This window comes from Pedobacter sp. AJM (assembly GCF_002197755.1).
Lineage (GTDB): Bacteria > Bacteroidota > Bacteroidia > Sphingobacteriales > Sphingobacteriaceae > Pedobacter.
The window spans coordinates 294,082-307,467 of sequence record NZ_NHOT01000002.1 but is presented as its reverse complement, the minus strand read 5'-3'; the positions used below and the strand labels follow the sequence as shown (position 1 = coordinate 307,467).

The window sequence follows — 13,386 nt, the reverse complement described above, 5'->3', positions numbered from 1 at the left end:
GCGATAAAATCCAAGCACATGTTCATAAACACAGGTTTGAAAAAGGCCTTACTCTTCCTAACTTTTTCATTCACATCCTATTTCGCAGCAGCACAATTCAATCAATCGGCTTTTGAAAACAGAATCCGTCCTGACAGCAGTTTAATCAATGAAGTTCATTTTAACTTTTACAATTTAAACTATGTTCGGAACTACGAATATACTAACGATTTTCATGATGGTTATACCCTTTACGGGACACAGTTACAGCCACAGATCGTTTATTATGCACATCCAAATCTGGCCATCACCGCAGGTGCATTTATAAGAAAAGATTTTGGCAGAAATGGGGTTACAGATGCCAAACCATTGTTTAGCTTAAAATACCATAAAAGAAATTTAACCCTTGTTTTCGGAAGTTTGGAAGGAGGAATTCAGCATAAATACATAGAACCACTTTATGATTTTGAAAGAATAATTACTACGCCAATTGAATATGGAACACAGCTATTGATAGAGCGGAAGAAATTTAGTTTAGATGCCTGGATTGCCTGGCAGAAAATGATTTACACCGGAGAGGCTGCGAAAGAGGAAATAATAGGTGGTTTATCAACCGAAACTACTATTGCTGAAAATAATGGATGGAAGTTTAGTTTTCCTGCACAATTCCTGGCTTTCCACCAGGGCGGACAAATTGATGTGTTAAAGGAAATTCCGATTAGTACGGTTTTTAACGGCGCTGCGGGTTTAAAACTGCATAAAGATATTAGTGCGAATATCAAACAGGTTTATACCGATAACTATATTGCGGTTTACAAAGATTTTTCGCCTGATAAAAGACGAGCCTATCAAGGTGGTTTTGGTATGTGGCTGAATGCTGGCGTGGAAAGTAAATGGGGCAGCTTAGTGGCATCTTACTGGAAAGGGAATAATTTTATTTCGATAAAAGGTATGCCTTTGTATGAATCTGTTTCGAGTAATTTATATACCAATGGTTTAAAGCAAAGTGGAAGAAATATCATTTCGCTGCGTTATGCCTATCAGAAGGAACTTATTCCACATTTATATCTGGATGTTCGGTTCGAACCACATATTGATCTGGATCATACCGATAAACAATTGCAGTTTAACCACTCTTTTTTCTTAACGTATAAACAGGATTTTAAATTGTTTAAGGTGAAGAAAGCCGAAAGGTAAAAGTGTAAGGTTTAGGGTGATTCAGCTGATCCATTTCAAACCTCGTAGGTTTTCAAAACCTACGAGGTTTCTTGTTTTTAAACTGTTCCCTGATTTCTAAACCCGATAGCAGCGAAAAACATGAAGGTGAGGAACGAGCCAAGGCTTTGAAGCAAATAGCGGGACGAACACTTAAAAAATGCTCTGCCTTTGCTTTTCAAATCAAAAAACTATAACTTTCTAAAAATTAAACATCAGATATCCATCTGAAAATCAATATCTATCTGATAATTTTAACTTTATTTAACTTTTTTTTGCCTCCCATGCAACCAATGTGTGTTATCTGCCATCTTCTATATACAAACACACAATGAAATTGACGCGAAGCTATACAATAAACGATTTGATGGAAGGCTGCAAAACCGGTGACCGGAAAATGCAGGAATTGCTTTACAGGCAAACTGCACCGAAAATGTTGGCTGTTTGTATGCGTTACGCAAAAGATAAAATGGAAGCTGAAGATGTATTGCAAATGGGTTACATCAAGATTTTTCAAAAGATAAAGGAATACAGGGGTGATGGTTCTTTTGAAGGTTGGATCAGAAGGGTAATGGTAAATACTGCCATTGAAAGTTACCGGAAAAATTTACGGAGTCTGAATGTAGTTGATATTGATGAAGCATACGAACAACCTTCAACCGGATTTGATTTTGGTACACTGGGTATGCAGGATCTAATGAAGGTAATACAAAAATTAGCAGATGGTTACCGGATGGTTTTTAATATGTATGTAATTGAAGGTTATTCGCACAAGGAAATCGGTGAAACACTTGGTATTTCTGAGGGTGCAAGTAAATCGCAATTATCAAGGGCAAGGGCGATATTAAAAGAAGAAATTATAAAAATGGAGGGATTTGGTTATGCAACCTATACAGGATAAAGATTTTGATCAGTTATTTAAAAATGCTTTTGAAGATGCAGAAATCGCACCCGCTAAAGATTTATGGGGCAGCATTGAAAGTAAAATAGAACCAAAGAGTAAAAGAATTATACCCATTTACTGGTTATCGGCAGCAGCAGTGCTATTAATCGCTACTGTGAGTGTTTTGGTTTATCAGCAGCAGGATGTTAAACCGAAACAGTTTGCAAATCATATAACACCTAAAGTAGCTAAACCAGCAATTGAAAAATTACCAGTTACAGATACTGCTAAGGCTGTAATCACTCCAGCTGAAAAAATAGAACGGGTTTTACCTGAGGCTTCAAAACCCGTTGAAATGATTGCAAAAAGTTCAGAAAAAGAAAAGACTGCTCCTGCTGGAAGTCAGAAGCCAATTACTTCGCCTGAAATACCAAAGCAGGAAACCTTAATGGCTAAAACTGAAACACCTCAGAAGGATCTTAAAACTAAAATTGAGGAAGCGATATTAAAACCTCAGGAAGAAGTTATTCTGGCTGCAAATACCAGCACTATTTTACCGGATGAGGTGGCAGGAGAAAATGATCAACCTGAAAAAAGAGGAATCCGTAATGTGGGTGATGTAGTTAACCTGATCGTAAATAAAATGGATAAAAGGAAAGATAAATTAATCCAGTTCAGAACAGATGATGATGATTCTTCCATATCTGCAGTAAACATCGGGCCTTTTAGAATTGGTAAGAAAAACAGGAAATAAACCAAATTAGAGGGTGATAAGACTTGGTAGGTTCAACCATTCTTTCATTCAACTGATCAATCATTTAATTAAAAACAACTCATTCATTTTATAATTCTCTCATTCAATAATTCTCATTTAAAAAAACACACAACATATGAAACATCTCATTTTTACAACACTTTTGGTAAGCGGGCTTACCGGTGTTATGGCTCCAGGTGCTTTTGCACAACAAGATACCGTAGTGAAAGATACGGTGATGAAAAAGAAAGCAAAATATACGATAAATATTGGGGGGGGAAGCCTGATCACAAAAAATACAGATTCTTTAGATAAAGTTAAGAAAGGTCGTTTTGTTGGTGGTATTACTTTTACCAGAGTTGATCTGGGCTTTTCGAGGTTAGTTGATAATGGTAGTTTTAATTTATCACCTACCAATGAATTTTTAGATTATAAAGGTGGTAAAACCAGTACGTTCTCTTTCGATGTTTTACAATTTGGTTATCGTTTTAATTCGAACTTTAAGGTTTATGTAGCGGGCGGTTTCGACTGGACATTAATTCGTTTAAGGGATAACATTACCATTCAGAAAAATCAACCTACATTAGCCTATGTAAATGAAAATATCGCTTTCTCCAAAAATCGTTTTTCCAGTAGCTATGTTCACATTCCTTTAAACTTTGAATTGCGCACCAAAGAAAACGACAAAGGCAAAAGGTTCTATTTTATTTTAGGCCCCGAAGTGAGCTTCCTTTTAAATGGAAAAATAAAACAGATTAGCGATGAACGTGGAAAAGAAAAACAATATGATAATTACCACTTCCAGTCGGTGCGTTATGGTGGTACATTCAGGTTAGGGTATGGTGGTTTTGGTTTATTTACCAAATACTATTTCAACGATATGTTTAATACAACAGCACAGGCAGGTTTGAAAAACATGAGCTTCGGCGTAACCTTTGGACTAAATTGATTTTAAACCCTGAAAAGGGTATTTGATCAAAACAACACACAGTAAATCCTGTTTCGGTTAGGCGAGGCAGGATTTTTTGTTTTATAATATTTCTAAAAACATAGTTGGTGTAAGTACGCTAAGCTTACTTTTCTTATAATCATTAATATTACGAGTGATGATGGCATTAATGATGCCATTACTTTCGGCTGAAAAATTTTGAAGGGCATCTTCAAAATCAGAAAATTCAGAATCAATAGCTTTTAAAATAGTATTTTTTTCAATCGTTAATACATCTAAGAAAACTAATAACTGTTTAAAGTCATTCATAATCAATTTATGTTGAAAATGTTTCCTTAACAAATAATAAGTATTACTTATTATTAAACCTGTAATAAATCCTTTAACCTTTCCTCTTTCACAGAGTGCTAAAACCTTTGAAGAGTGATCAAAAAATAGTTGTCTTTGAAGAAGAAAGTCTAATAAAATATCAGAATCGATAACAATGTTATTCATTATCCCAGTATTTTTTATATTTTTCATCCCTAATTTTCTCTAATTCTTTTTTATAATCATAATCTGCAGGCAAATTAATTTTAGGACGATTAGCTAATAATGATTTTAACAGTGGAGAAAGTTCTTCTTCAACAGGCTTAATTTCTTCTCTTGTAGTTACAGCTTTAAGGTAGTTTTCTACAACAGCAGATAAACTTCTCCCTTGCTCTTGTGCATAAGCCTTCGCCCGTTTAATAACAGACTCATCTATGGTTAAGGTTAGCTTGGTATTCATAATCTTCTTATTATTGACGTCAAGATGTATTGATGTAAAGATACATGGATGTGTTTACACGTGCAAATTTTAATAAGAATACACGTGTGATATTTTTAAGCTATGAGCTTTAGTCTCTTAGTTTATTTAATTGTGTAATATTCTTTTGCTTTAAACTTTAGTCTTTCTGCTTTAAGCTTTATCTTTACCTCTGTGAGCGATACCATTATCAGCGTAAGAAATTTAACCAAACAATACCAGGCTGATCAGGCTGGTGGAATTAAAAACATTAGTTTTGATATTAATAAGGGGGATGTGGTAGCCATTATTGGCGAAAGCGGAAGCGGTAAATCAACCTTGTTAAAATCCATTTATGGTCTATTAAAAACAGATTCAGGCGAAATCTTTTTTGAAAACGAACGTATTAAAGGACCAGATGAACAACTAATCCCTGGGCATAAACAGATGAAAATGGTAACGCAGGATTTTTCACTGAATATCTATGCAAAGGTTTATGATAATATTGCCTCACAATTATCCAATACTGATCTTAAAACCAAGGCTGAAAAAACTTTGGCCATAATGGAACACCTTCGGATTCTTCCCTTAAAAAACAAGAAGATTATTGAACTAAGTGGTGGTGAGCAACAACGTGTGGCGATTGCTAAAGCCATGGTTTCTGATACAAAGGTATTGTTGTTAGATGAACCTTTTAGTCAGGTGGATGCCTTATTGAAAAACCAGTTAAGGGCGGATATCAAACGTGTTGCCGCCGAAACCGGTGTTACTGTAATCCTGGTTTCTCATGATCCGGCTGATGGTTTATTTCTCGCCGATCAACTATTGATTGTTCGTGAGGGAGAACTTTTGCAAACCGGTAAGCCATCAGAAATTTATCAAAAACCTAAACACATTTATACGGCCCAGATTTTGGGCAATGCTGTGGTGCTATCCCGTGGTGACGCTGAAAAAATCGGACTAAAAACATTTTCAGCTCATGTGGTTTTTTATCCGGAATGGGCAGAAATCTCTAACAATTGGAGTAGCAGGCGTTTTGAAGTGAAAGACGTTTATTACAAAGGTTTTTATGATGAACTGCTATTGGAACGCAACGGTGTAACCATTCGTGCTTTACAGCTGAATAGGGGTGAACATAAAAAAAACGACTACGTTCAGTTGAACATTAGTCGTTTTTTGGAGTTTTAAGAAAATATTAAGTTACATTTTCTGCTGCGACTAAAGTAATTTTAATTCTTACTTTGGTGCTAGGTCTTATCGGATCAACAGTTTGAGTATCTGAATTTTGTACTTCTATAAGTATTCCTCCTGAATAAACTGTATAGCTATAAGATTGTAAATTATATACGAACGGTAAAGCCGAATAATTCGTGAAATTCCCGCTTGAATTAGGATAAGATATTGCAACAATAGTTCCTTCGTTATCAATATGAAAGTCATCTATTTCTTTTAAGTTTGTTATTTTATCAAGCTGAACGGTATAAGTATTTCTGTCAGCTGATAATTGCCAATCGCTCGGAAGAACATCCACTATAATAGTTTTATTAGTTGGGTTCTGAACGAGTGTATCTTTCTTGCAAGATGCCAAACCTAGTGTGGCGATGCAAAGCATGAGGATAGTAAGTTTTTTCATGTTGATTTTGTTTATTTGTGTGTGTTTAACTTCATATTACAAAACAACTGCCAAAAATGCTGAATCACACAATGTGGATTAATAATTGTTTAACCGGTATCACACAACAAAGAAATTTAGATTAATTCCTGCATCATGAAAATATTTTTTAGGGTTTTACCGTGGTTAATTTTACTGATAGCCGGCTATTTTTTTATCTCCAAAAAGTTCAGCATCAGTACATCTGTTGAAAGTAAACATCAACTTCTGGTAGAGAAAATAGAGGCTATAGGCAAATTGGAGCTGGTTCGCTATCAGATTAGTGATGTACTGGAACACAAAAATAAAACAGATTTTTTACCGGAGGCCAGCGTTTTACTCATTGTAAAAGCAGAAGCTGTAGGTTGTATTGATCTCACAAAAGTTACAAGAGACCATATCCAGGTCAATGCTGATTCTGCTGTAGTAAATTTACCACAGCCAGAGATTTGCTATGTAAAAATTGACCACAAAAACTCCAGGGTTTACGATACTAAAATGGCTTATTTCAGGGAGGCTAAGCTGGTAGATGAAGCTTATAAGGCCGCTGAACAAAAGATAACCTCTGAAGTGAAAAAATCAGATATTTTAGCACAGACCAAAACTAATGCAGCAAGTGTACTGAAACCTATAATTGAAGGCCTGGGCTATAAAAATGTACGTTTGACTTTTGAGTAGCAATACATATACCACCTCAGACACCTGATAACGTTTGAGTAGTTTTGGGTTGCTGAGGTGGTTAAATTTATTATAAAAAATCTTCCCGGTGAGGATTGAAAATATCAATTAACAATCCTGCTTCTAAACAAACTACACCATGGTACACGCGTGTTGGCGCAAAAAAGATATCCCCTTCGTTAAGAATCTTTTTATCATCGCCCATGGTCACTTCAAAGCTTCCTTTGGCTACATAACTCAATTGCAAATGCGGATGGTTGTGAATGGTACCAATTGCACCTTTCTGAAAGCTGACCTTTACCAACATCAGGTGCTCATCAAATGGCATTACTTTACGCTTTACACCAGCACCTAAATCGTCCCAATCGATATCGTTATCTTCTATTAATGTTTTGTTGGGTAAATCTTTAAAATTCATGATGCGTTTTATTTACCATGTAAGAAATGTAAGTTAAGATCTATTGTTTTCCCTGCGAATAGATTGGCATCCTTTTCGGTTAACTCCTTTAAACTAAATACTCAAATAAAGTCTGATCCTGGTTCAACTCAATAATCTCGAATTTAAAATCTTTCATGCGCTGCAATAAACTGGCATAATCGTTTTTATTTGAAAGTTCAATTCCAACTAAGGCTGGCCCATTTTCTTTATTGGTTTTTTTGATAAACTCAAAGCGGGTAATGTCATCCTGCGGACCTAAAACTTCATTCACAAATAATTTTAGGGCACCTGGTCGCTGTGGGAAACGAACAATGAAATAATGTTTCAGGCCTTCAAAAAGTAAAGATTTCTCTTTAATTTCCTGCATGCGCTCAATGTCGTTATTGCCACCACTAATCACACATACCACGTTTTTGCCTGCAATCTGATCTTTTACCTGTTCTAATGCAGCAACAGATAAAGCACCGGCAGGTTCTACAACAATCGCATCTTCATTATAAAGCTTTAAAATGGTGGTGCAAATTTGTCCTTCAGGGATTAAATAAGTAGAACTTAGCAATTCTTTACAATACTGATAGGTGATCCATCCCATTCTTTTTACCGCTGCACCGTCTACAAAACGCTCTATATTTTCAACAGTTATTGGTCCGCCATTTTTTAATGCTTCGCTTAATGATGGTGCGCCCATTGGTTCTACACCGAAAATTTTTACAGCAGGCTTTACGGTTTGCAGGTAGGCAATCACGCCTGAAGCTAAACCACCACCACCAACCGGAACGATTATGGCATCTAACTCTGGCAGATCTTCATAAATTTCCATCGCAACGGTAGCCTGGCCTTCAATTACTTTATCGTCATCAAAGGGAGGGATAAAGGTTGAGGCTTTTTCTTCAGCATAAATCAGGGCTTCCTTTAAACAATCATCGAAGGTATCGCCAACTAAAATGATTTCAATATTATCGCCCCCAAACATATTAACCTGTTTAATCTTTTGCTTTGGCGTAATCTCAGGCATAAATATCACACCCTTAATCCCTAGCTTCTTGCATGAATAAGCTACACCCTGGGCATGATTTCCGGCACTTGCACAAACCACGCCATTTATTAAGGCCTCTTGCGGCAATGAACTGATTTTGTTGTATGCACCACGCAGTTTATAGGAACGAACAATCTGCAAATCTTCCCTTTTTAAATAAATATTTGCATTATAACGAGCAGAAAGACCGGCGTTAAATTCTAAAGGCGTACGTTTTACCACGCCTTTAAGTTGTTGCGATGCAGCATTAAAATCCAATGTATTCAGTATTGTTGTGTTCATTGTTGTCATATCAGGTAAAGAGAACTCAGTATAAGACCATTATTCTCTTCTATTTTTGTAAAGCAGGTTACTGTACTTTTTGGTTATTGCAGTCCTGCTATTCGTTCCAATCTTTTTAAAACTCCTGTCCTGCAGAAGAATGAAGATCCATTTTCATCGGTTCCAGATGCTTCGTGCCTCAGCATCACATGATATTTAAGGTTGCTGCAATTAAAAAGTATTTCCACTGCTATCAGGTTTAGGAAGCTTAAGTCAGTGCATTAAATTGAAAATGCTAACTGTTTAATGCAAAACCCTTAACTTTTCACGCCATTCGCGGCTCACTTTTAGTTTAGTCTTTAACCTTTCAAGTTCTATGCTAAATGCAGGGCAACCAGCTGGTTTAAATCATGATCATTAATGCCTTGTTTGCCATCTGCTAAAACCAAAAACTGTTTATAAACCATATCCAGATTGTCTTTTTCCAATCTATGGCCTAAGCGATCCAGATGGTGTTTCAATGCATGTCGACCGCTCCTCGCTGTCAATACAATTGTTGCATCCGGGAAACCTACATCTTCAGGTTTAATAATTTCGTAGTTTTCACGGTTTTTCAAGAAACCATCCTGGTGAATGCCGGAACTGTGCGAGAACGCATTTCCACCAACAATCGCTTTATTTGGTTGAACAGGCATATTCATTTGGTTTCTGATCATGTGGCTCATTTCGTAAAAGCGGGTAGCATCAATCTGGGTGTTTAATCCCAAAATTTTATGGGTTTTTAAAATCATCACTACTTCTTCCATCGACGTATTTCCTGCACGTTCACCGATACCGTTAATGGTACATTCTACCTGCCGGGCACCATGCTGTAAGCCTGAAATTGAATTTGCCGTAGCCAGGCCTAAATCATTGTGGCAGTGAACTGAAATAATTGCGTTGTCAATATTTTTTACGTTTTCTTTTAGATAAAGAATTTTAGAACCGTATTGGTCTGGAAGGCAATAACCATTTGTATCCGGAATATTGACTACAGTAGCACCAGCTGCAATTACCGCTTCAACCATTTTAGCTAAAAATTCAATATCTGCACGGCCGGCATCTTCTGCGTAGAACTCTACATCCTCTACAAATTTTTTCGAATATTTTACCGCTTCTACAGCACGTTCTAAAATTTCTTCGCGGGTACTGTTAAATTTATGTTTGATATGGAAATCAGAAGAACCAATCCCGGTATGAATCCGTGGTCTTTTTGCATAACGTAAAGCATCAGCTGCTACATCAATATCATTTTTATTGGCACGTGTTAACGCACAAATAATAGGGTTGGTTACAGCTTTTGATAATTCGATTACGCTGTTAAAGTCTCCCGGACTGGATACGGGAAAACCAGCTTCAATAACATCAACGCCTAGTCGTTCAAGAGATTTTGCGATTTCTACCTTCTGGTTTGTATCTAACTGGCAGCCCGGAACCTGCTCACCATCACGTAAGGTTGTGTCGAATATATAAACTTTGTTTGGGTCGTGAATCATAATCTTAAATTTAAGAGTGAGTAATTTTTTGAGATAAGAATTTTAATACCAATTTGCCCATTTCGGCAGTGCCTAAAACTTTAAATCGGTTAGTGCTTTGATCAGCAATGTCGTGCGTTCTGAAACCTTCTTTCAAAACCTCATCAACCGTGTCTACCAATAATTTAGCTTCTTCTTTGAGCCCGAAGCCAATTTCAAGCATTAATGCTGCTGATAGGATAGAGGCCAATGGATTTGCTAAATCTTTACCTGTAATATCGTGTGCAGAGCCATGAATAGGCTCGAAGAAACCGGTGCTTTCTCCAACAGATGCGGAGGCTAACATGCCCATTGATCCCGCAATTTGAGAAGCTTCATCAGTTAAGATATCGCCAAATAAATTTGCAGTTAAAACCACATCAAATTTCTTTGGATTTTTGATTAATTGCATGGCCGCATTATCAATAAACATGTGCTCCGTTTCTACATCTGGGTATTGTTTTGCAATCTCCTGAATGGTTTCGCGCCATAGGCGTGAACTCTCTAAAACGTTTGCTTTATCTACCGAACATAATCTCTTATTGCGTTGCTGCGCCGCCTGATAGGCTTTATGTGCAATACGCTCCACTTCGTAACGGTGATAGATCATTAAATCGGAAGCCGTGTTCCTATCTTCTGAACGGGTTTTTTCTCCGAAATAAACATCTCCTGTCAATTCGCGGAAGAACAAAATATCGGTTCCCCTTAAAATTTCCGGTTTAATGCTTGAGGCTTCCAGAAGTTCATCAAATAGTAATATCGGACGGAGATTGGCAAAAAGACCCAGTTCTTTGCGGATTTTTAGCAGGCCCTGTTCAGGTCTTACTTTTAAGCTTGGGTCGTTATCGTATTTGGCGTGACCAATGGCACCAAAGAGGATGGCATCACTTTTTCTTGCTTTATCTAAAGTTTCGTCAGGCAGTGGCTCGCCTGTAACTTCAATTGCTGCATGTCCCATTAAAGCTTCATCAAAAACAAACTCATGTCCGAAAATTTCTGCAATTTTCTCTAATGCTGCTTTTCCCCATGTGGTTACTTCAGGTCCGATACCGTCTCCAGGTATTACTAAAATGTTCTTCTTCATTGTATGATATATTATCGTCTTTGCCAGTTACGAAGCAATTTTTTGCACTATATTTTCTAGATGGAATTGCTTTGTACCTCGTAATGACGAGTTTTGGTATTTAAACTTTCGACGACTTTTACCTCGCCTTTTTCTAATAATATTCTTTTTTCTATGCAGGTTGGCAACTGCGATTCAAAATGGCCAACGTAAATTAAGGTCATGCCATTGCTACACAGTTCATCAACCAGTTGGTTAAAATGTTGTGTTTGCTGCTGATCCAATCCCTGGCAGGGTTCATCGAGAATTAACAGCTCCGGATTTTTGATAATGGTTCTGGCCAGTAAAACCAATCGTTGTTGACCCAATGGGAGCGTACTTAATAACTCATTTCGGCTTTCTGTTAATCCAAAATAGTTGATCAGTTCATTTACCTGTTCACTTTTTGAATAGGGCAGTTGCTGAAATAAACCTACGGAATCATAAAAGCCCGAGGCGATGCTTTGCCAAACAGTAGCGGTTGGATCAAAATACCAGTGAAACTCGGGAGAGATTAAGCCTATATGCTGTTTAATGTCCCAGATGCTTTCACCACTTCCACGCCTGTTGCCGAATAAATAAAGTTCGTTGGCATAAGATTGTGGATGATCACCATTTACCAAGCTTAACAAGGTCGATTTTCCAGAACCATTATGCCCTTGTAAAAGCCATTTTTCGCCAGCCTTAACTTCCCAGTTGATATTTTTCAATACCTGTTTTTCGCCATAGCTAATGTTCACATTAACCATTTTTACAATATTCTGCGAACTATAAACCGGCGATTCTTTTAAGAAATCCGGAATTTCTCTTAAATGGATTTCGGAACTGACAGAGGGTTCTAAAGCATCTACTTGAACTAATTGTCCATCTCTTATTTCGGCAAAAGAATTGATACAGGTTGGTAATTCACTTTCATTACAGATCAAAATCAATTGAACCCCTTCTTCAGCAACCCGGTCCAATAAAATGTTAAGGTTCTTGCGCGAAGCCGCATCTAAACCTGTATATGGTTGGTCGACAATTAATAACTGTGGTTTTAACCAAAGTGCTTTAACCAGTTGCAGTTTTTTATGTTCGCCGCTGGATAATTCAATTAATTGTGAACTTGCAAATGTCGCAAAACCTAAAGCTTCTAATATCGGTTCTACCTGATCGAAGTGAAGCCCTTTTTCTTTACCATAACTGACCAACTCTGCATGAACGGTTAAAGTTTCTTTAGCCTGCTGACTGGTATAACGTTGCTGGTAATAAAAATTGGCAACACCTTCTAAGTTTTTAAACTGGTACCAGCTTTCTACATAAAGTACTTCTTTTGGTAGTGTGCTCAATTCATCAAAATCAATCTCAATACTTCCCTGAGCTGGAATTAAACCTGCAATTGCTTTTGCTAACGAAGTTTTTCCAGTTCCGCTTTTACCACCAATTACATAATTTTCGCAAACATTCATTGCCCAATACAGATCCTTTAGCACCACTTTGTTGTGGTAACTCAGATTTAAATTCTGTATGTGAACGAATGGTTTAAACATTATCTTGCTTGCTCGAATTCTTCAATTAATTGTTTTTGGTTTAAGATGAAATCGATATCATCATAACCGTTAATCAGGCATGATTTTTTGTAAGGATTGATCTCAAAAGATTCCTGAGCACCGGTTTCAATAATGGTTACCGTTTGATTTTCCAAATCAACTTCCAGTGGCGATTTAGCATTCTGACCCACCGCTTTAAAAATCTGGGACAGGAATTCTTCACTCACCTGAATGGGCAATAAACCATTATTTAGCGCATTGCCTTTAAAGATATCAGCAAAGAAGCTGCTGATCACAGCATCAAAACCTGCATCCTGAATAGCCCAGGCTGCATGTTCACGACTACTTCCGCAACCAAAGTTTTTACCGGCAACCAAAATTTTACCGCTATAAGTCGGGTCGTTTAAAACGAAATCAGCTTTAGGTTGATTATCATTTTCGTAACGCCAGTCGCGGAACAAGTTTTCGCCAAAACCTTCACGCGTAGTCGCTTTTAAAAACCTCGCCGGAATAATCTGATCGGTATCGATGTTTTCTATATTTAAGGGCACTACGGCCGATGTTAATGTTGTGAACTTCTTCATTTTAATA

General features: G+C 37.1%; 15 protein-coding genes. 6 read left to right on the top strand and 9 right to left on the bottom strand.

Annotated features, from left to right (window positions below; all coding sequences use genetic code 11):
- Positions 1 to 18: 18 nt before the first annotated feature.
- The 4 genes from CBW18_RS05280 (at position 19) to CBW18_RS05265 (ending at position 3,780) form a co-directional block, all read left to right on the top strand.
- Entirely contained in the window at positions 19 to 1,176 is a 1,158-nt protein-coding gene (locus CBW18_RS05280) for a hypothetical protein (protein WP_088300279.1), read from the top strand.
- Positions 1,177 to 1,561: 385 nt separating this feature from the next.
- A complete protein-coding gene (locus CBW18_RS05275) occupies positions 1,562 to 2,095 on the top strand; it encodes an RNA polymerase sigma factor (protein ID WP_253248970.1) in 534 nt (177 codons plus the stop codon).
- Positions 2,076 to 2,831: a hypothetical protein gene (locus tag CBW18_RS05270; protein ID WP_088300277.1), complete on the top strand. Its 756-nt coding sequence runs from the start codon at positions 2,076 to 2,078 to the stop codon at positions 2,829 to 2,831. The genes CBW18_RS05275 and CBW18_RS05270 overlap by 20 nt, the downstream gene beginning before the upstream one ends.
- A 136-nt stretch (positions 2,832 to 2,967) precedes the next feature.
- Positions 2,968 to 3,780, top strand: a complete 813-nt coding sequence (locus CBW18_RS05265) for an outer membrane beta-barrel protein (RefSeq protein WP_088300276.1) — start codon at positions 2,968 to 2,970, stop codon at positions 3,778 to 3,780.
- Positions 3,781 to 3,861: 81 nt separating this feature from the next.
- On the opposite strand, the gene CBW18_RS05260 is transcribed toward CBW18_RS05265, so the two are convergent.
- Both CBW18_RS05260 and CBW18_RS05255 read right to left on the bottom strand, forming a co-directional pair.
- A complete protein-coding gene (locus CBW18_RS05260; protein WP_216359197.1) occupies positions 3,862 to 4,302 on the bottom strand; it encodes a PIN domain-containing protein in 441 nt (146 codons plus the stop codon).
- The gene (locus CBW18_RS05255; RefSeq protein WP_088300275.1) at positions 4,268 to 4,549 is read right to left on the bottom strand and encodes a DUF6364 family protein; all 282 of its coding nucleotides are present in this window, start codon (positions 4,547 to 4,549) and stop codon (positions 4,268 to 4,270) included. The genes CBW18_RS05260 and CBW18_RS05255 overlap by 35 nt, the downstream gene beginning before the upstream one ends.
- A 192-nt stretch (positions 4,550 to 4,741) precedes the next feature.
- Here CBW18_RS05255 and CBW18_RS05250 point away from each other — a divergent pair, with 192 nt between their 5' ends.
- A complete protein-coding gene (locus tag CBW18_RS05250; protein WP_088300274.1) occupies positions 4,742 to 5,734 on the top strand; it encodes an ABC transporter ATP-binding protein in 993 nt (330 codons plus the stop codon).
- Positions 5,735 to 5,741: 7 nt separating this feature from the next.
- Here the strand turns inward: CBW18_RS05250 and CBW18_RS05245 are convergent, their stop codons facing one another.
- Positions 5,742 to 6,179 carry a hypothetical protein gene (locus CBW18_RS05245; RefSeq protein ID WP_088300273.1) on the bottom strand — a complete coding sequence of 146 codons (438 nt, stop codon included), beginning with the start codon at positions 6,177 to 6,179 and terminating at the stop codon, positions 5,742 to 5,744.
- Positions 6,180 to 6,314: 135 nt separating this feature from the next.
- Between CBW18_RS05245 and CBW18_RS05240 the strand changes: the two genes are divergently transcribed.
- Positions 6,315 to 6,875, top strand: a complete 561-nt coding sequence (locus tag CBW18_RS05240; RefSeq protein WP_088300272.1) for a DUF4230 domain-containing protein — start codon at positions 6,315 to 6,317, stop codon at positions 6,873 to 6,875.
- Positions 6,876 to 6,945: 70 nt separating this feature from the next.
- On the opposite strand, the gene CBW18_RS05235 is transcribed toward CBW18_RS05240, so the two are convergent.
- The 6 genes from CBW18_RS05235 to leuD all read right to left on the bottom strand — a co-directional run bounded on the left by CBW18_RS05235 (position 6,946) and on the right by leuD (position 13,379).
- On the bottom strand, positions 6,946 to 7,293 hold the full coding sequence (locus tag CBW18_RS05235) for a cupin domain-containing protein (protein ID WP_088300271.1): 348 nt from the start codon (positions 7,291 to 7,293) through the stop codon (positions 6,946 to 6,948).
- A gap of 88 nt (positions 7,294 to 7,381) precedes the next feature.
- Positions 7,382 to 8,632, bottom strand: a complete 1,251-nt coding sequence (gene ilvA / locus CBW18_RS05230; protein ID WP_172406448.1) for a threonine ammonia-lyase IlvA — start codon at positions 8,630 to 8,632, stop codon at positions 7,382 to 7,384.
- A gap of 353 nt (positions 8,633 to 8,985) precedes the next feature.
- Positions 8,986 to 10,146: a 2-isopropylmalate synthase gene (locus CBW18_RS05225; RefSeq protein ID WP_088300269.1), complete on the bottom strand. Its 1,161-nt coding sequence runs from the start codon at positions 10,144 to 10,146 to the stop codon at positions 8,986 to 8,988.
- A 10-nt stretch (positions 10,147 to 10,156) separates the two neighbouring features.
- Positions 10,157 to 11,248, bottom strand: coding sequence for a 3-isopropylmalate dehydrogenase (gene leuB / locus CBW18_RS05220; RefSeq protein ID WP_088300268.1), 1,092 nt, complete (start codon positions 11,246 to 11,248; stop codon positions 10,157 to 10,159).
- A gap of 56 nt (positions 11,249 to 11,304) precedes the next feature.
- On the bottom strand, positions 11,305 to 12,795 hold the full coding sequence (locus tag CBW18_RS05215) for an ATP-binding cassette domain-containing protein (RefSeq protein WP_172406447.1): 1,491 nt from the start codon (positions 12,793 to 12,795) through the stop codon (positions 11,305 to 11,307).
- Complete coding sequence (gene leuD, locus CBW18_RS05210) at positions 12,795 to 13,379, bottom strand: 3-isopropylmalate dehydratase small subunit (protein WP_088300266.1); 585 nt, start codon at positions 13,377 to 13,379, stop codon at positions 12,795 to 12,797. Before leuD ends, CBW18_RS05215 begins: the two co-directional genes overlap by 1 nt.
- Between the last annotated feature and the right edge of the window lie 7 nt (positions 13,380 to 13,386).